16 protein-coding genes are annotated in these 19,348 nt (G+C 38.1%); 12 read left to right on the top strand and 4 right to left on the bottom strand.

The window, feature by feature from the left end; all coding sequences use genetic code 11:
• The first annotated feature begins 55 nt into the window (after positions 1 to 55).
• Positions 56 to 922 carry a M23 family metallopeptidase gene (locus tag U9M49_RS11300; RefSeq protein ID WP_095371611.1) on the top strand — a complete coding sequence of 289 codons (867 nt, stop codon included), beginning with the start codon at positions 56 to 58 and terminating at the stop codon, positions 920 to 922.
• Between the two features lie 78 nt (positions 923 to 1,000).
• Here the strand turns inward: U9M49_RS11300 and U9M49_RS11295 are convergent, their stop codons facing one another.
• Positions 1,001 to 1,657, bottom strand: a complete 657-nt coding sequence (locus U9M49_RS11295) for a LysM peptidoglycan-binding domain-containing protein (protein ID WP_095371612.1) — start codon at positions 1,655 to 1,657, stop codon at positions 1,001 to 1,003.
• A 653-nt stretch (positions 1,658 to 2,310) separates the two neighbouring features.
• Here U9M49_RS11295 and spoIIID point away from each other — a divergent pair.
• The 7 genes from spoIIID (at position 2,311) to U9M49_RS11260 (ending at position 7,176) form a co-directional block, all read left to right on the top strand.
• Positions 2,311 to 2,583 carry a sporulation transcriptional regulator SpoIIID gene (gene spoIIID, locus U9M49_RS11290; RefSeq protein ID WP_095371613.1) on the top strand — a complete coding sequence of 91 codons (273 nt, stop codon included), beginning with the start codon at positions 2,311 to 2,313 and terminating at the stop codon, positions 2,581 to 2,583.
• Between the two features lie 441 nt (positions 2,584 to 3,024).
• Positions 3,025 to 4,026, top strand: coding sequence for a rod shape-determining protein (locus U9M49_RS11285; RefSeq protein ID WP_095371614.1), 1,002 nt, complete (start codon positions 3,025 to 3,027; stop codon positions 4,024 to 4,026).
• 147 nt (positions 4,027 to 4,173) lie between these two features.
• Positions 4,174 to 4,989, top strand: a complete 816-nt coding sequence (locus tag U9M49_RS11280) for a flagellar hook-basal body protein (protein ID WP_095371615.1) — start codon at positions 4,174 to 4,176, stop codon at positions 4,987 to 4,989.
• A gap of 29 nt (positions 4,990 to 5,018) precedes the next feature.
• Positions 5,019 to 5,855, top strand: coding sequence for a flagellar hook-basal body protein (locus U9M49_RS11275; RefSeq protein WP_095371616.1), 837 nt, complete (start codon positions 5,019 to 5,021; stop codon positions 5,853 to 5,855).
• 14 nt (positions 5,856 to 5,869) lie between these two features.
• Positions 5,870 to 6,151, top strand: coding sequence for a DNA-directed RNA polymerase subunit beta (locus U9M49_RS11270; protein WP_095371617.1), 282 nt, complete (start codon positions 5,870 to 5,872; stop codon positions 6,149 to 6,151).
• A 147-nt stretch (positions 6,152 to 6,298) separates the two neighbouring features.
• A complete protein-coding gene (gene fabZ, locus U9M49_RS11265; protein ID WP_095371618.1) occupies positions 6,299 to 6,721 on the top strand; it encodes a 3-hydroxyacyl-ACP dehydratase FabZ in 423 nt (140 codons plus the stop codon).
• 182 nt (positions 6,722 to 6,903) lie between these two features.
• A complete protein-coding gene (locus U9M49_RS11260) occupies positions 6,904 to 7,176 on the top strand; it encodes a hypothetical protein (protein ID WP_322909830.1) in 273 nt (90 codons plus the stop codon).
• Between the two features lie 131 nt (positions 7,177 to 7,307).
• Here the strand turns inward: U9M49_RS11260 and U9M49_RS11255 are convergent, their stop codons facing one another.
• On the bottom strand, positions 7,308 to 7,739 hold the full coding sequence (locus U9M49_RS11255; protein ID WP_095371620.1) for a YwpF-like family protein: 432 nt from the start codon (positions 7,737 to 7,739) through the stop codon (positions 7,308 to 7,310).
• 180 nt (positions 7,740 to 7,919) lie between these two features.
• Here U9M49_RS11255 and U9M49_RS11250 point away from each other — a divergent pair, with 180 nt between their 5' ends.
• From U9M49_RS11250 to U9M49_RS11235, 4 genes are all read left to right on the top strand, one after another.
• On the top strand, positions 7,920 to 8,390 hold the full coding sequence (locus U9M49_RS11250) for a hypothetical protein (RefSeq protein ID WP_322909829.1): 471 nt from the start codon (positions 7,920 to 7,922) through the stop codon (positions 8,388 to 8,390).
• A 184-nt stretch (positions 8,391 to 8,574) separates the two neighbouring features.
• Entirely contained in the window at positions 8,575 to 8,985 is a 411-nt protein-coding gene (locus U9M49_RS11245; RefSeq protein ID WP_307318234.1) for a single-stranded DNA-binding protein, read from the top strand.
• Positions 8,986 to 9,646: 661 nt separating this feature from the next.
• Complete coding sequence (locus U9M49_RS11240) at positions 9,647 to 13,576, top strand: S8 family serine peptidase (protein WP_322909828.1); 3,930 nt, start codon at positions 9,647 to 9,649, stop codon at positions 13,574 to 13,576.
• A gap of 812 nt (positions 13,577 to 14,388) precedes the next feature.
• A complete protein-coding gene (locus U9M49_RS11235) occupies positions 14,389 to 14,634 on the top strand; it encodes a hypothetical protein (RefSeq protein ID WP_095371625.1) in 246 nt (81 codons plus the stop codon).
• Between the two features lie 40 nt (positions 14,635 to 14,674).
• Here the strand turns inward: U9M49_RS11235 and U9M49_RS11230 are convergent, their stop codons facing one another.
• Complete coding sequence (locus tag U9M49_RS11230) at positions 14,675 to 17,503, bottom strand: DEAD/DEAH box helicase (protein WP_095371626.1); 2,829 nt, start codon at positions 17,501 to 17,503, stop codon at positions 14,675 to 14,677.
• Entirely contained in the window at positions 17,496 to 19,127 is a 1,632-nt protein-coding gene (locus U9M49_RS11225; RefSeq protein WP_322909827.1) for an SWIM zinc finger family protein, read from the bottom strand. The genes U9M49_RS11230 and U9M49_RS11225 overlap by 8 nt, the downstream gene beginning before the upstream one ends.
• Between the last annotated feature and the right edge of the window lie 221 nt (positions 19,128 to 19,348).

Below are 19,348 nucleotides of genomic sequence, written 5' to 3'. Positions count from 1 at the left end.
GATGATGTATATATCTTCTGGAATCTGTTCAAACTGATGCCAGAGGTGATGAAAAATGAGAGAGGAAGAAAAAAAGACTTCTCAAGATTCTAGTTTTAAAAAGTTTATGAAGAAACGTTGGGCTTATCCAGCAATTTACATCGCGAGTGCAGCACTCATACTTAGTGGCGTTCTATGGTTCCAAAACAGCAATGAAAATGCTTCAGACACAGATGGATTCGATTACGGTGAGACAGATCTTACTGGCAAAGGTAATGAGGATGCAGTTGAAGTAAATAATGCAATGGAGAACTTTGTGCTACCGGTAGAAAAAGCGGACGGAGCAGTAATCCAAACTAAATTCTATGATGTACATGGTGAGGAAGCGGCTCAAGAAGAAGCTTTGGTATTCTACAATAACACATACCAACCAAATGCAGGTATTGACATTGTTATGGAAGATGGGAAAACATTTGAAGTTCGTGCAGCATTAAGTGGAACAGTTACTAAGGTGGAAGAAGATGCAACACTAGGTAATGTCGTTGAAATTCAGCATGCTGAAGGAATTGTGACACGCTACCAATCCATTACTGATATGAAAGTAAAAGAAGGTAGTGTAGTGGAGCAAGGAGATACAATTGCTCAATCTGGTCAAAGCCAAATTAACCAAGAAGCTGGAGAGCACGTACATTTTGAAATCCGTAAAGATGGTGTAGCTGTAAACCCAGAAGAGTTTGTTGGTAAAACGTTAAGTCAATTGGAAAAAGCTGAAATAGCTGAAGAGAGTACACCTGCTGAAGATGCAGCCCAAGAAGGTTCAACGGAAAGTGCTGATGATGAATCAGATGCTGCGCCAAGTGATGAAGGCCAATCAGAAGATGATGGTGCAAGCAATGAAGATGAAACAGACGCTGATACTTCTTCGGATTCACAAGAATCATAAATAATGTTGAGACAAAAATGGAAAAGTTTCGACATTTCTCGGGAAATATTCATTCGTGAATATTTCCCTTTTTATTTCTTATGGTGTTTGAGTAGAATGTATTGATAGTAATGAATTTTTTTTATATGTAATGAATAAATCTTGACCAGTAAATGCTTGAAGTCTAGAAGCAGACTGTAGAGGTGCCAGTAAAGTGAAGAACTCTTCATCGGCTTGGAATTCGAGCACACGATCATCTGCAGCTCCAATAAGTTTAGCTTGCGATGTATACATTTCATCAATGATGGTTAATGGCTGAAAAGCGTTAATATGATTATCTTTAAGGTTGTTGAGTGTTTTTAATTCTTCAACGCTTAGTCCGTATCTACCGGCAATTCTCCATAATGTTTCCCCAGGAGCGACAATATGTATAAATGGTTCACCTGATAAACCTTGATAGTTTGTAGGATATGGAATGTCTAGCGATTGCCCTACAGTAATATAATTGTCTACAAGTTGGTTATGTATTTTTAATTCTTCGACAGAAAGATTATGTTTTTTGGCAATACGATAGAGTGTATCATTTTTTTTAACTTTATAAGTAGCGGCTTCTGATGATTGCTCATTCAAGCTGAAAATGACAGCAAGAATAATGACTGTAGCAGCCAAGATGCCTGTTAATTTCATTCTTCTTATTTTCATCCTTCTTTGTCTCGCTTCAAAGATTCTCTCTTTCCGTGGCTTTAACACTGTCAAAATAAATCACCCTTCAATTGGAAAATAATTGTTATATAACCATGTTTTATCTATTGGCTCGATTTTTAGTGTAAGTCAGGGATGGATTAAACAACAATAGGAATAAAGAATCTCTTGTTCATTATAAAGAATTGGGTATTTGGATTTTATGTATGGACTTTTATCACTTTTCATTGGTTACTGAAATACATTTAATTGAGTGATTAGAACTAAAAAATGCTCTTTTGTAATATAGAGTAAGAAAAAGGGTTTGCGAAACTTGTCGAAAAATAAGAATTTATAATCAGGTCTAATCACCCTTTTTTAAGTCATAAGTCGCAGGTATTAAATAACAACCATGTTTTATAGAGAATGTCTTCTTGAAAAAGATTGCTTAAAATGAAAAAAACATACAGCTACTTGTCCTACTTGTGTTTTTTGTGCATATATTTTAATCCAAGCTAATAAACTGTTACAAACCTTACAAAGAGAATGTTTGAGGTGAGGGGTCGTTTGTTTAGTAACAGCTGTATAATCTCTAGGATATGTTTAGCTACTGCTCGGCAGGTTTACCTGCTACTCTTTTAACAACTAGTAAAAAACACACTATAAGACAAAGTAAAAACGAGTCTCATTTCACACTTCTCACATCCAATTTAGGGAGGGCGAGTAGTGTGCACGATTACATCAAAGAGAGAACCATCAAGATTGGAAAGTATATCGTGGAGACGAGAAAAACGGTTCGCGTAATTGCGAAGGAGTTTGGCGTATCCAAAAGTACAGTCCATAAAGATCTTACAGAAAGATTGCCTGAAATAAATCCTGACCTTGCTAATGAAGTAAAAGAAATATTAGATTATCATAAGTCCATTCGTCATTTGCGAGGGGGAGAAGCAACAAAGTTAAAGTATAAAAAAGAAGAGCTTGAAGAAGAACCCATCAAATAATGTATGAAGCGGGCAGAGGGAGGTAAGATACAACCACCATCTGCCCGTTTAACCATCACTCCTTTATTACTTCAAAGTGTTCTCACCAGCTTTTATCCCAAGAATCAACCAATTCGACAATTTCTCCTTAAAAAGTCACAATATATTTTGACAAATAGTTATTTATTCTCCTAGAGATGTGCTAAAATAATTAACTAGGATATAATGAACTTGATATGTGCTTTTGTTAACGTGGAAGCCCTAGGATATACATAAAACAACTCTTTTCTCAGGTTGCTTGAGAAAGGCTTTTGTATGGGGAAATATTCGTGCGGAAACGAAAAATCAATGATAGATTGCTTACATAAGCAAAAAACACAAAAGGCATTTTACATGCCTATTAAGCCATTTGAACTGTAAAAATGAGAAGAAGATTTAGTTGCGAGGAGGAAGTTAGGAACAATGTTTGCAAGAGATATTGGAATTGACTTAGGTACGGCAAATGTACTGATACACGTAAAAGGAAGAGGGATCGTATTAAACGAACCTTCTGTTGTAGCCATTGATAAAAACACGAATAGAGTACTAGCTGTTGGTGAAGAAGCACGCCGTATGGTGGGGAGAACGCCTGGAAATATTATTGCTATTCGCCCGCTAAAAGATGGTGTTATTGCTGACTTTGATGTAACTGAAGCGATGCTTAAGCACTTTATTAACAAATTAAATGTAAAGGGCTTTCTATCTAAACCACGTATTCTTATTTGTTGCCCTACAAATGTAACGAGTGTCGAGCAAAAAGCGATTAGAGAAGCCGCAGAAAAAAGTGGCGGTAAGAAAGTCTATCTTGAAGAAGAACCGAAAGTTGCTGCAATTGGTGCGGGAATGGATATTTTCCAACCAAGTGGTAATATGGTCGTAGATATTGGTGGAGGAACAACGGATGTGGCTGTTCTATCTATGGGTGATATTGTTACATCTTCTTCAATTAAAATGGCCGGTGATAAATTTGACAATGAAATTCTCCAATACATTAAAAAGGAGTATAAGCTTTTAATTGGTGAGCGTACGGCTGAAGATATTAAAACTTCTATTGCAACAGTATTCCCTGACTCTAGAAATGAGAGCATGGAAATTCGTGGACGTGATATGGTTTCTGGATTACCTCGCACAATTACTGTTCATTCAAAAGAAATCGAACAAGCTTTAAAAGAGCCTGTAGACGTGATTGTTCAAGCTGCAAAAAGCGTTTTAGAGCGGACACCACCTGAACTATCAGCAGATATTATTGATCGTGGCGTTATTCTGACTGGTGGAGGAGCATTGCTTCATGGTATCGATATGCTTCTTGCTGAAGAATTAAAAGTACCTGTTCTCATTGCTGAAAATCCGATGGACTGTGTCGCAATTGGAACTGGAATTATGCTTGATAACATTGATCGTTTACCACGGAAAAAATTAAGTTAACAAATGAGTAAGGCTGACCTAATGATTCTCCTATAGGCCAGCCTTTTCGTTGAAGAGGAATGCATTTACCTCTAAGTAAATAATGTTAATTAATTATGCAGCCTTTCCGATATAAAAGGGAGACGATAATATACGGGAGTGACCGATATGTTTAGAGGGTTTTACACTGCAGCATCAGGTATGTTAACGCAGCAAAGAAGAACGGAAATGTTAGCTAACAATATGGCCAATGCAAATACACCTGGTTTTAAAGCAGATCAAACAGCAATTAGCAGTTTCTCTGATATGTTACTGCAAAGAATAGATAGTCAAAATATCCCTACTGAAAACGGATTTCGTATACCAGTTAACGAAACAGTTGGAAGTATTAGTACAGGTGTATATTTACAAGAAGCAATGCCTTTATATACCCAGGGTGATTTGAATGAAACAGGTCTGGCTACAGACTTATCGCTTGAAAATGGTAATCTTCCGGACGGTAGTGCATTGTTTTTTACTGTTGCTGGTGAAGATGGGAATACAAAATATACACGCAATGGTAATTTTACATTAGATAGCCAAGGGTATTTGACTTCAGCAAGTGGTTTATACGTCTTAGATACAAACGGGAACAGAATCCAACCAGGTAGTGAATCATTTACCGTTAATGATGAAGGGTATTTAACAAATGCAGCTGGAAATACCACACGAATTGGCGTAGCTTATGCGGAAACAACAGAGAATCTTCTAAAACAAGGAGATGGACTCTTCGCTACGGAAGATAATACTGCTTTGCAAAATGGTTACGGTAATGTAGCCTTTCGTATCCACCAAGGTTTCTTAGAACGTTCCAATGTTGATACCTCAAGAACGATGACAGATATGATGGCAAGCTATCGTACGTTTGAAGCCAACCAAAAAGTGTTACAAGCATACGACCGCAGTATGGAGAAAGCAGTAAACGAAGTTGGCCGTCTTGGATAACAACCAGGAAGTTATAAGGAGGCGATGAAATGAACCGTGTAATGATTACAGCAACAAACACCTTATCACAATTACAAAAGCAAATGGATATACACGCCAATAATATGGCGAATGTCGATACTACAGGTTTTAAAAGAAGAGAAGCGTCTTTTGGTGAACTTCTCGTTCAACAATTTAATAATCAACCTGCTGAAGAACTAATGGGCGTACAGAGAATGACTCCAGAAGGCGTTAGACAAGGTGTAGGGGCTAAACTTGCCCAAGCTAAGCTAGTGAGCACACAAGGCAGTCTAAAATCAACTGATCGGGCATTAGACTTCGCTTTAACAGGAGAAGGTCAATACTTCCGCATTCTTCAACAAACCGAAAACGGTGCTGAAATCCGTTATACCAGAGACGGCTCTTTCCATCTTACGCCGTCAGGGAATAATGAAGTGATGCTTGTAACTGGGAATGGTGATGCCGTTTTAGGACAGAATAATGAACCCATTACTTTTTCTTCAGATGTAAACCAGTTTACATTATTGGAGCAAGGCAGACTCCAAGCTCATACTGCTAATGGAGACATTGAAACGGTAAATATTGGGATTACGGTCGTACATAAACCACAATATTTAACACAAATCGGTGAAAATATGTTAAGCTTGCCTGCAGAGGCTGAAATGGATGGCATTGATATTTATACTGATTTAGCTGGGCAGTTCAGTGGCGATATTTCACTATCACAAGGTGTCCTAGAACAATCAAATGTCGACCTTTCAAAGGAAATGACCGACCTAATGAACACACAACGTTCATACCAATTTCAATCACGTTCAATAACGATGGCTGATCAAATGATGGGCCTCATTAATGGAATTCGTTAAAGGGGAAGAAAACGATGTCACTTAATAACGAGCAAGATTCGTCAACAAGAATAACTAAACAAAAAGCGCAACATAATTCAACTACTACACGTGAAGATAAAACCACAGTGAACCGAATTAGAGTGCGACTTATACCGATCTGGCTACGAATTATTATTGTGCTAGTTTTACTTGCCATTTGTATCATCGCGGGTGCAGCGTTCGGATATAGTGTGCTTGGTGATGGCCAGGCAACAGATATTTTTAAAAAAGAAACGTGGATGCATATGATTGATTTGGTTAATAAAGAGAACTGAAGAATGGGGAGCGCATGTATATGCCTCCTTTTTGTTTTGACTTATTTTAAGAATTTGAAAATGAAATTGTTTTATCTTTGCATTTGGGCTTTTTTTTAGTACAATAATAATTAATATTATACCTATTATTAGTAGGAGGTACTAAAAATGCTTGATATTAATGAAATAAAAGAAATTATTCCTCATCGTTATCCCTTTTTATTAGTAGATAAAATCCTTGAAGTGGAAGAAGGTCAAAGAGCTATTGGCATTAAAAATGTTACGGCTAATGAAGAATTCTTTAATGGCCATTTTCCTGATTACCCCGTCATGCCTGGTGTTTTAATTGTGGAAGCATTAGCACAAGTAGGCGGAGTGGCGATGCTGAAAAAAGAAGAAAATAAAGGAAAGCTCGCTTTTTTCACTGGGATTGATAAATGTCGATTTAAAAAACAAGTGAAGCCGGGCGATCAGCTGCGATTAGAGGTCGAAATGACTCGTGTGAAGGGCCCGATTGGTAAAGGAAAAGGTGTTGCAACCGTCGACGGCGAACTAGTTTGTGAAACAGAAATGATGTTTGCATTGAAATAACATCAAAAGAAGTAATGCCCGCTTTATATAGGGCATTACTTCTTTTTTTCTCTGCAAGGCACTATCACAGGCGGAAAATTTTACAATCAATCAATTTGAAATTTTGTTCAGGTTTTCGGGAACGATAACAAAAGACCACAATAGAGGTCAAAAATTTTTGAAATTGGAAGGGAGTTTTACCCATGAATCCAAAGCTGTTAAAATTACTGTCTGCATCTGCTTTAGCGGCGACAATGCTTGTTGGTTGTGGAGCAAACAATGAGCAAGAGCCACCGCCAGAAGATAATGATAATATTGAAGAGCCAGCAGAATTAGAGGATGGAAATGACATTAATAATAATGATCAAGACGATCTAAACAATGATGATGATGGTATGCTTGAAGATGACAATAATACAGATGAAAATTTAAATGAAGATGCACCTGCGGACGAAGAAAACAAAGATAATATGTAAATAAAAAAGAGGTTCCGATTAAACAATCGGAGCCTCATTAAAGTTTAAAGATATCCACGCGAATATTACGAGTATGAACATCTCGAAAAATCGGGTGGAGATCCTCGGAGAAAGCATATATTAGCTTTTCCTTATTTTTTATTACTCGTCAATCTTTGTGCTCTTTTCATTTGGCCTTTAAATTCAGCAAGAAGTTTTTCGCCACTTAACCCTTTAGAAACGAGGTCACTAAGTAATATCTCTGCGAATTCATTTCTTTTATGACGAATGCTCCCTAAGAAAAGGACACTCATATGTTCTTCAAATTCATTAATGGATGCAATTTTAGTAATGAAATGTGCTGGATCATTATCTTTTTTCGTAATTACTACTTGTAGCGGTACATCGATTTCTTTTTTGCGGAGATTGGAAAAGAAGGAAAGGTGCTTTTTATCAATAAAGGCCTCGAGTAGCCACCGACTATTCTCATCCTCTTTATTAATAATGAGTCCGTCCTCCAATTCGACATCTACTAACTCATCCTCATCCCAAACCTGCATGGAAACTAGCTTAAATGTCTTCATGCGACCCCTCCCTTTCTCAAAAGTTAACTGAGTTGTCTAAATTATATCATAGAAGATATACAAAACGAAAATATCTTACAAAAGGTAAGTTATAGTTTATTTACCCCTTTTTAGGTCCCCTTTACACATATAAAAAGAAATAGGATATGCTTAAGGAAAACAGTTTGAAGGAGATAAATATTGGAAAAATATCGGACCAATACCTTATATTTTACATACCATTTCACATGCTCTCCCAATGAAATAACAGCAAGCGATAAACGTGACACTGCAAAAATTCTGTCGATTGATATTTTTTTTACAATAAAGATTAACAATCAATTATATTTCCAAGCAGATTTACCTGCCTTTGAATTTTATAAAGCATTGGCGAAATGGCAAAAAAAATGGTTGAAAAATCAACAAGCGGCATTTTATTATTTTTCAATTGAGTATGATGAAGGAGCTATTTTGGAAATGATTCCTTTTCATCGGTTAGCACGATTGAACACTAGCTGGCCAGAAGCTGAGGTTTATAATGTTTTTGCCCACCAATATCTTGTAAACGAGCTAAGCTTACTAGAAGGAAATTTAAAAAACGATATAGAACGTTATTTTGATATTAAAATCAGTTCATTTATGCCTCATATTCCTTATAGAGAAGAATGTTGAAATTTGTCGAAATTTATCTTACCTTTATTGCAAAAGTTAATTTTTTGCCATATTTTTATGGGAAAATTTAAATTCTGACCGTCTATCCGCAGTTTTGAAAGCCTGTCGTAAATGAAAATTATTTTTCCGTTTTTTTACAAGTTATACAAGCTATATTAACCTAGTGTCAGAAAGGAGGAGGATGATGAATCAAGTTGGCATTGTTGGAAGGTTAACGAAAGAGCCGGATTTAAGACTTGTATCAGATGGAAGGTCGGTGGCAAATATAACGGTTGCGGTCAATCGTCAATTTCGCAATCAAAATGGAGAGATAGAAACTGATTTTATTCAATGTACACTTTGGCATAAATCTGCGGAAAATCTCGTTCAGTATTGTACGAAAGGGTCACTTATAAGTGTTGTTGGCAGATTACAATCAAGATCATATGAAAAGGATGGAAAAAGGAAGTATGTGATGGAAGTGATTGTCGAGCAAGTACGTTTCCTCGATAATCGAAAGAAAGAAAAACAACAAAGGGAGGAGATGAATCCAGATGACTCAAGAACAAAAAGTGATGGAAACACTCATAGAGAGTCTTATCAAAATGCTTGGTAATGCAAACTATCGAATGAGTGAGATGGAGAGTAGACTGGCACAATTAGAATGTATATTGAAAGAATCGTATGATAGAGGAAGAAAAAGAGCTTAAAGGAACCTCAATTTACTTTTATCCCCTTATTACCTTCTATTAGAAAGAATCAATGAACATCCTCATAATATCCCCAACTTGAAGCAGTGCCTATCGCACTGTTTTTTTCTTGTAAGTATTAGGACGTATAGGATATTTAAAAGTAAATTTTGAAGTCAACAAAATAAGGAAGCAAGTGGAGAATGGAGAAACCCCACACTCAAATAGGAAGGCTAAAAGCATTGTAGCAAAAGGGTGCAATAACAGACTTAGCAGAATAGGACCATGACAATATATCATTTTTCGTTTCCTTTATCATTTTATGCTGAAAACAAGTGCGCTTGTTATAGTTACATTTCTCCACTATACCATTTATGATTTCCCGTTTGTTTTTATTTTGAGAGAGGAAAAAGTGGGTATATGTGAATGGTTCATTAATAAAAAATATTTCGAATTATAAAATAATTATATTTTACTAGGCAAATTAGCATAAATTGGTACTTTAGTACTCTAAAACTAAATTTTTCCTTATGTTAATTTAATAGAGAAACGAAAAATTCTGAATTTTATTTACAGAGGGGGAGTTGAATGTTGAAAAAAAGCAGGATTCTTGTCGTATTAATGGCCTTTTTACTTATTTTCTCTGGGTCAGTGTCAGCAGCAGTACCTGAGAAGAAGGTAGAAAATACTAAAGGGAAAGAAAATCAGCTCAATCTACAAAAAATAGAAAAAACGGATGCCGAGGAACAATATAAGAAGTCTGATATTGTTCGTGTAATTGTCGAAATGGATAGTGAGCCGACCATTGCATACGCACAGAAAACAAAAAAAACATTTAAAGAACTACCCGCAGCAACGAAAAAGAAACTGACAAACGAGAAACTAGCAGAACAAAAAGCGGTGAAGCAAAAAGTTAAAGACAACAAAGTGAAGCTCGTCGAACATGAAAGTTTCACAACAGTTGTGAATGGATTTAGTGCAGATGTAATGTATGGGGATATTGAGAAAATTAAAGAAGTAAAAAATGTATCCTCTGTTGAAATAGTGAATGAATATGAACGCCCAGAGGAAAAACCTGACATGGTTTACAGTAAAGAATTGGTACAAGCTCAAGAGGCTTGGAGAGAATATGGCTACAAAGGCAACGGTATGGTTGTCGGGGTTATTGATACAGGTATTGATCCAGATCATCAAGATATGATTTTATCAGATGAGACGGAAGTCGATTTAACAGAATCTAAGGTTAATAGAATAAAAGCAGATAACGAGCTACCGGGAAGCTATTATACTGAAAAAGTACCATATGCTTACAATTATATGGATGAAGACGAAGTAATCGGTGATGTGGCTGAAGGAGCAAGTATGCATGGTATGCACGTATCAGGGACAGTAGGCGCAAATGGAGATGAAGAAGATGGTGGAATTAAAGGTATTGCACCGGAAGCGCAAATTCTCGGTTTGAAAGTATTTGGTAACGATCCTGAATTCGGTTCTACATATGGAGATATCTATGTAAAAGCCATTGATGATGCGATTATTTTAGGAGCGGACGTATTAAATATGAGTCTTGGGTCAACAGCAGGATTTGTCTCGCCAGAATCTGCCGAATATAAAGCGATTGAGCGAGCAGTTGATAATGGCGTCCTTATGTCTATTTCAGCTGGTAACTCTGCTCATTTTGGTAATGGCTTTGCCAACCCAACGCCAGAAAATCCGGACTTTGGTGTAGTTGGTTCGCCAGGAGTATACACAGATTCATTACAAGTGGCATCTTCTGAGAATTCATTTATGGATCTCGATGCCATTAAGGTGAATATAAATGGCGAAGAGGTGGATGCTCCATTTCTTTCAGCTGGTGACAAGCACCCTAACGATGTCGACACAAAAACGTTCGATGTTGCAGATGGAGGACTTGGCTACCCTGATCAATTAACAGAAGTTACAGGGAAATATGCAATGATTCAACGTGGAGAATTGTCATTCGTTGATAAGGCGATAAATGCACAAGCGGCAGGTGCTGTTGGCGTAATTATCTATAATAATACAGATGGTTTCGTCAATATGCAGTCAGATCCAGCTATTACAATTCCACAATTATTTATGCCAAAAGTGAATGGTGATCCAATTGTTGAAGCGCTTCGTGCTGGAGAAGAAGTAACATTTACTTTTACTGGTGAAAAAACAACAGCACCAAACCCTGAAGCAGGCAAGATGAGTGCCTTCACTTCATGGGGTGTGACACCGAACTTAGACTTTAAGCCTGAAATTACGGCGCCTGGTGGGCAAATTTACTCGACATTAGAAAATGGCCAATACGGCATGATGAGTGGTACATCCATGGCAGCTCCACATGTGTCTGGTGGTGCAGCACTCGTTCTACAAAGAGTAGATGCTGACTTTGATTTAACTGGTTATGATCGTGTATATACAGCGAAAAATATTATGATGAACACATCTCAACCAATCGATGATCAAGGCCTTGTTAATGAGTCACTTGAGTGGGATGTTCCTTATTCACCTCGTAGACAAGGATCGGGCATCATGCAATTGCACTCAGCTCTTTCTACACCAGTCGTTGTAACAGAGGTAGAAACGGATGAGGCAAAGGTAGCCTTAAAAGAAGTTGGGGATACTTTTGAGTTCACATTGCAAGCAGAAAACTTTAGTGATGAAGACGTCACTTATGACGCAGCTGCGAATATCCAAACAGATTTTGCTGCATATGGAGAATTAGGCTGGAATCCAAATGAACTTGAAGCACAAGAATTATTGAATGTTGAGGTCACTGTTGATGGTCAAGAATCGGCTGAAATTACTGTTCCTGCAGGAGAAACAGTTACGTTTACCGTTCAAGCCGATGTAAGTGATGCACAAGTAGTTGAACCGAGCCAAACGGGTAATTGGACAACGCCAGTTGATGTTGATGAAGTATTTCCGAACGGTTATTTTGTGGAGGGGTATGTGACATTAACTGATTCAGCAGATACTCACCCAGAACTTTCTGTACCATATGTAGGATTCAAAGGTGAATGGGATCAATCGCCGATATTAGATGGATTAAAGTATGATGAATCATCCTTCTATGGTATGGGTGGTGCTGTTTATGAATCTGGCGACAGTTACTATTATCTTGGTTATGACCCGATAGCTGATGCATATAAAGCGGATAAAGTAGCAATTTCTCCAAACGGAGATGGTGTACAAGATGCCATCATTCCTGCTCTTTCATTCTTGAGAAATGCCCATCAAGTGGTATTTAGTGTATTAGATGAAGATGGTAAGCAATTGCGCAAGTTGAGAACAGACAATGATCTGAGAAAAGACTATTATGACGCTGGTCAAGGTAGTTATTACAAAATTAACTCAGCATGGAAATGGGATGGAAAAGTAAAAAATAAACTTGCTGCAGATGGTAAGTATTATTTTGAAATTAAATCTGTCATTGACTTCCCTGATGCCGAATGGCAGTCAGTAAAAATTCCGGTTATCATTGATACAAAGGCACCGGAATTGGCTTTCAAAGTGACTGAAGGTAATAAAAAGTTAACGATTAATGCATCAGATCATGAAAAAGGTTCTGGCGTATCTTATCTTGATATTTTAGTAGATGGTGAGTCTTTATTAGAAACACCGCTTGCAGGGGATACAGAGGAATATACATTCTCAGAACCATTAGAGGTTGGTTCGACTGTAACTGTACAAGCATTTGACTATGCGGGCAATGTAACAACGAAGGAGCTAGAAGTGAAACCTGCCGATCAAAAGGCACCAACCGTTCGTTTAACGACTCCCGAAGCTTTAAGCACAGTGAATACAAATGATATTCAATTTACTGGTACCATTACTGATGAATCTGAGATTAGTGAATTTACTATTGCAGGTGAGGAAGTAGAACTGACTTATGATCAAGAGAAGAAACAATATACTTTTGATACAATTCTTCATTCTGAAGACGGTGCACCTTCCTTTGCCATTAAGGCAGTCGATGCAGCAGGGAATGTGGCCCAGTTCAAACGAACAATTTTAGTAGATGCAACCGCACCAGAGGTTGAGGTACTTGGATTACCTGAAAGTGAATATATTGAACATGATGCTGAAAATCCAGTTGTGGATGTAAGAGTAGCCGATAATTTTGATCAAATCCGTCTTTATTTAGATGGCGATGAGGTTTATTTCAAAGAATTCCAAGAACCTTATGAAATGAGAAGCTTTGAACATGTTGTGGCAGATATTGAGCTTGAATTACAAGACGGAGCGAATGAATTTACGTTCGAGGCAATTGACATTGCAGGCAACAAAACGGTACAAACAGTGGAATTATACAAATTAGGTGAAGGAGAAGAAGCACCTAATGGAGACGGACCAAACAACCAATTCCCGATTTCTCCAGAAAAGCCTGGAAATGTTGTGAAACCAACACTACCAGGTAGCGGAGGTGGCATTAAAGCACCGAATCCACTACCAACAAACCCAATTGCACCAGGAAAACCTGTGATTGGTGGTAAAATAGGGTTCTAAATAAGCGTAAGAGTCTAGCAGATTGCTAGGCTCTTATTTATTACGTATAGAAAAGACTAGAAATGGGTGAGGGGGCAATACAGTAGTTAAATGAAAATAAGGGTTAGTGGTATTAGCAAGTCTCTTAGAAGGGAAACTAGAGCTGAGCGCGTAGCAAATAGGAGTTGTGAGTCATTCAGAAGAAAACCAAGAGCTGAGCGCGTAGCAAATAGGAGTTGTGAGTCATTCAGAAGAAAACCAAGAGCTGAGCGCCTTGCAAATAGTGTTTGTGAGTCTCTCAGAAGTGAACCCAGAGTTGAGCGCGTAGCAAATAGGATTTGAGAGTCTCTCAGAAGAAAACCAAGAGCTGAGCGCGTAGCAAATAGGATTTGAGAGTCACTCAGAAGTGAACCAAGAGCAGAGCGCCTTGCAAATAGGATTTGAGAGTCACTCAGAAGAAAACCCAGAGCTGAGCGCGTAGCAAATAGGATTTGAGAGTCTCTCAGAAGAAAACCCAGAGCTGAGCGCCCTGCAAATAGAGTTTGTGAGTCATTCAGAAGAAAACCCAGAGCTGAGCGCCCTGCAAATAGAGTTTGTGAGTCATTCAGAAGAAAACCCAGAGCAGAGCGCCGCGCAAATAGGTTAAGCAAGTCACTCAGAAGCAATAACAAAAATGAGTGCGTAACACAACCCATACTGACATTCCATCACATTTGCGAACTGCCATCCGAACTGCCATCTAATTAAAAAAGTAAAAACAACCATTTTCCAAAAGGATATTCAGCAAACTTTGTCGAAATGGTCATAAATACCTATAGAGAGGAGGTGAAGTTATGAATGAACCTCTTGTCTACCAAAGAAAAGAAGTTCTATGTCCGATTAGTTTTTACGATGCCCTCCAATTAATCTCAAATCCAACTTCTAAAGATTTCCACCGTGTTTCCTTCCAACAACGCACACCCATCCAAAGAACTACTCCCATCAATGATCCGTTATTGAAGCAAACGCTATTTATGTGTAACGAAGCGGTTATCTTCTTAAGTAATCATAAGAAAGATAGGCAGGAATTAAAGGTTTAAAAAGAAGAAGCTGCCCGAATAAGGCAGCTTTTTCAACACACTATGACAGCAAGATCAAATCGCGTAACTCATCCGTAGATAATTTTGTTAGCCAGGCTTCGCTTTGAATAATTTGTTCATTAAGTGATTGCTTCTGATCAAGCATGCGGTCAATTTTTTCTTCTAATGTTCCTGTGCATATTAACTTATGGACATGGACAAATCGTTTCTGCCCAATTCGATAAGCGCGGTCAGTCGCTTGATTTTCAACAGCAGGATTCCACCAGCGGTCATAATGAATGACGTGGTTTGCAGCGGTAAGGTTTAGCCCCGTTCCACCAGCTTTTAATGATAAAAGAAAGACCGGGAACTCCTTGTTTTGGAAACGTTCAATCATGATATCACGATTCCCTTTAGGCACACTGCCATTTAAAAAAGGGACTTCAAAGCCATATTTCTTCTCAAGCAGTTGCTGAATCATATGACCCATCTCGATGTATTGCGTAAACACTAAGCAGCTTTCTCCTTGCTCGTGGACAGCAGCAATTAATTCATCAAGTTTCTCTAATTTTGAAGAGCGGGAAATTAATGCATGATTTTCGACTTTTTCCTTTAAATAGAGAGCTGGGTGATTACATAATTGCTTTAGGCGACTAAGTAACTGTAAGATAAGACCCTTTCTTTCAAAACCAGTTAGCTTTTCAATCTGCGCAAATGTATCTTGCACCAATTGCTCATAAAGAGCAGCCTGTTCTGAAGTGAGTGGACAATATTCCTTCTGTTCGAGCTTGTCGGGCAGATTTAACGCCACTTCTTCATCTTTCTTCGTTCTGCGTAAAAGGAAGGGACGAATATATGCTTGCAGTTGTTTAACTTTTTCCTCATCCTGGTCTTTTTCAATCGGAAGAACAAAGCGTTTATGAAAAGCACCTAGACTACCAAGGTAACCATGGTTGGTAAAGTCAAAAATGGACCAAAGCTCAGAGAGACGGTTCTCCATGGGTGTTCCTGTCAAGGCGATATGATGCGTTCCCTGTAATTGCCTGACGGCTTGCGATTGCTTTGTTTGTGCATTTTTAATATTCTGTGCCTCATCAATACTTACAGAACTCCATTCGATTTCCTTTAGGCTATCAATATCTAAGTGAGTTAGCCCATACGAAGTAAGCACAACATCTGCTTCCTTCACTGCTTTTTCTAATACTTTTCCTTTGGCACGATAAGAACCGTAATGAAGATAAACATTTAAATCAGGGGCAAACTTTTCAAATTCCTTTTGCCAATTTCCTAAAACAGAAGTAGGACAGACAATTAGGGCAGGTTGTGTATGGTTTCCGTCCTCTTGCTCTTTTACTGCCAGTATATATGAAATCAATTGGATCGTTTTTCCAAGTCCCATATCATCAGCAAGGATGGCACCAAATTTAAACGAACGTAAAAATAATAACCAGCTCATGCCGAGTTTTTGATATGGTCGTAAGTCGCCTGCCAATCCAGCTGGAATAGGCTCAATGGGGATATCATGAATATTCCGTAGTTGATTAACCATTTTCCTCCATTGACGATTTAATTCTATTTGTACTTTTGCGAATGCCCGTTGGCTTTGTGCTTGATCTTCATCTTTTTCCCCACCAAGCAATTCTTGTTCGATTAAATCCCGGACATGAAGTCCTTCTTGCTCGGCTTTCTTCATTAAACTTTGAATATGCTTTACAAAATGGGGATCAAGCTTAATCCATCGGCCGCGAATATATACAAGGCGACGTTTCTCTTCAACCATTTGCCGAAATTCTTCTTCAGATAGTTCGACACCATTCATCGAGAAGCGCCAATCATAATCAAGCATAGCCTGCAATCCAACAAAGGATGGCCTGTGACTGCTTGATGCTTTAACCTTTGCCTTTACATTCATGCTTGCCTTTTTCATTGCTTGCCACCAAGAAGGGAGAAGGATTTCAACGTCAAGAGCAAGTAAGGTCTCACTCGCTTCAGTTAAGAATAACCATGCTTCTTCTTCTGTAAGTTGAGTGGTCAATTGTTGTTTCTTTCCTTCTAACCATGGAAACATCTCGAGAATACGAATCATTTCCTTGTCTACTTCCCCCTCGTAATCGAGCCAACCAGGAGGATAATTCCCTTCATCTTTGTAATCAACAAAGAGATCTGGATTTTCTCTTCCTCTTAAAAATACGGAAAGGGACCATGTGAGGTCATCTTCTGCTGGCTCCTCAAGTTTAATCCCGAGTGAAAATGGTGTAGGAATTTCTTTTATCCCTATCCATTCCTGCCACTTTTCTTCATCAAAATACGCAGCTAATGCTCGTGCAGAGAGATATTCGTTGCGTAAAGCAAGTAGCTTCTCTCCGAACGCCGCTTTCGCCTGCTTGTTTTTTTGTAAATAATGGTCAAGGGCATGATGGAAGAGTTGCTGAATCATCGGTTTGATTGGTTCATCTAACAATGACTGTTCCCAAAAATCAGGGTGAAATTCATTAATGACATCAGCTGGCAATGCCCAGCGAAAGTGGTCACTTTCCCAAGCGTCAAAATCGGGCATCCATTGACGCTCATCGATGCAATCTTTGAGGATTGGAGCAGCAGCTAGTAGAATCTCAGCTGTTTCATCCCATTTCCAATGAATAAAACGATTAAACTGCTCGTTGGAAAATAATGTAACAATCTCCCAACTATCTAAAAGAAAACCACTGATACCATCGATAGTTTTTTCATTAATCATCGTGCCAAAGAAGCTTTCGCTATGAGAGTAAAAAAGCATGGGCTTCCAGTCAACAGGAGGTATCGTTCTTTCCTTATCATCTTTAGCAAAAATGAAAAAGGCATCCGCTTTAATCATATTTATTTGTATGGAGATCATCCTCGTTTTAAGCATGAATTAGTTTCCCTCTTTTACATTCTTCCTGAAAAGCACGTAGTCGTTTTGTGCTTTCTAACAGCTCCTCTAGGAATTGTTCCCATTCACTAGCCAATGATAATTCTTCATAAAGTGAACGAAGTTTTTGCATTTTCTTCACTGCTTGACGGTATTGCTCACGACTTTTTAAATGGATATCGTGTTGGATTGCTTGATGGTATAAGGGAAGTAGCAATGTGGGCTCTGCTTTTTCAAGACGCTCTAGCCGCTCTTGTGAAATGTCAGTGAGTCGGATGCTGAGCAGTGCTTGGAGATCAACCCATTTCTCCCATTGTTCATATTCATATAAGAAATCATCGTAATAATAAAAGCTATAAGGTAATGTTTCAGTTAAAACTTTTTCGTATAAGTCATTCCGTTTTGTTTGTTGGCAATAAGGTGTAATGACCTCTAAAACCATTTTTACGAGGTCTGAGCATTTATGAAAGTCATCTTCTTCCTCTAAGTATTTAATTGCATAAGGAAGGAGTGTTTCGATATATTGTTCTGCACGTTTCCATTCTTTTTGAGCATTTAGTTGATATATCCAATAAAAGAAATAAGGTGTATAATCATAATCGCCCTCATCGATCAATTGAAACACTTTTTGATCATCATGTAGTAAAAAATGTAAATGGGCCATGCCGATAGTACATGATAGCGAGGCATCAGTTTCATATAGTGTACGTAGTTTCTCTAACTCTTCTTCACGCCAACTCTTTTGTTTGAAAAATTGTGTCCAAAGTCTACGGTATAGTTGAATTCTTTCAAATTGAACTATCTCAGAACGGTGGTCTATTAAGGCTGTTGCTTCATTTCTTAACCGTTCGATAAATGGATCAAAGGCAAATGGGACTGTTTGCTGGGAAAGTCTTTCCATCATGACAGAGGACTCTTCCATTAAGTCTTGAAAAAGGTGGAGATAATGGCGTTCTATCTCCTTTTCACTATGTTTACATTCAGTGGCAAATTGTTCGAGTAGCATAAATGTATGCATGCTACCAATTAATTGGTATAGCAATTTCCATTCTTTTTTTATAGGAGCATAGGCATTTATTTTTCGTAAATAAATATAAAATAAATCAGAAACGACGTATGGCTTTGGATATTGTCCAGATTGATACATAATTTGCTGGAAATTCTCTGTAAAGGTACGAATCCAATTATCATAATCAGGTTGTTTTGTTGGGTTCGTTTGCATAAGGTCACGTGCGCGCTTCAAGCCAAGGTCTGCTAAGGTCTTCCGTTCCTTAATGGGGGCACGCCAACTCTCTATCCAATTAGAAACACTGTTATTTTTCGCTAACAGATAAAAGAATACCGCCATCATATGTCTACAAGTATCTTCCGCAGGACAAGAACAACGACTTATATGATAATCTTCTATATTAAGGGACACTTGGACTCGGTTTACATCTAATACAGCTGCTGTGATGGAGTGTGACTCATAGCGAATCTGCTTCACGAGCCCTTGACGGTATAGAATTAATCCTTTTTGCACAAGTGCTTGATCAGTAGCTGCGTGTGCGTCTAGCTCTTCCTTCACTTTGCGTGCCATATCCTCTAACGGCTCTAAAAAACGCTCAGGAATCCCATTATCCATAGCCTTCACTCCATTCACATCAATTATTGTACCTTTTTAGCATTCCTCCATTATACCATTTTCTAGGCAAAGGTTGAAGCCGCCCGCAGGATTATGGAAAGAACGGCTTTCGTAAAAATATACTCTTTAATCAAACGAAAATATCCATTTCTTAATCGGTCTATTTATGTAAAAAGAACGATAGATGACGAATCGTGTCGAACCTTGACATAAAAGGGTTT

The sequence above is a fragment of the Cytobacillus sp. OWB-43 genome (assembly GCF_034651445.1).
Classification (GTDB): Bacteria; Bacillota; Bacilli; order Bacillales; family Cytobacillaceae; genus Cytobacillus; species Cytobacillus kochii.
This window is presented reverse-complemented; position numbering and strand designations above follow the sequence as displayed.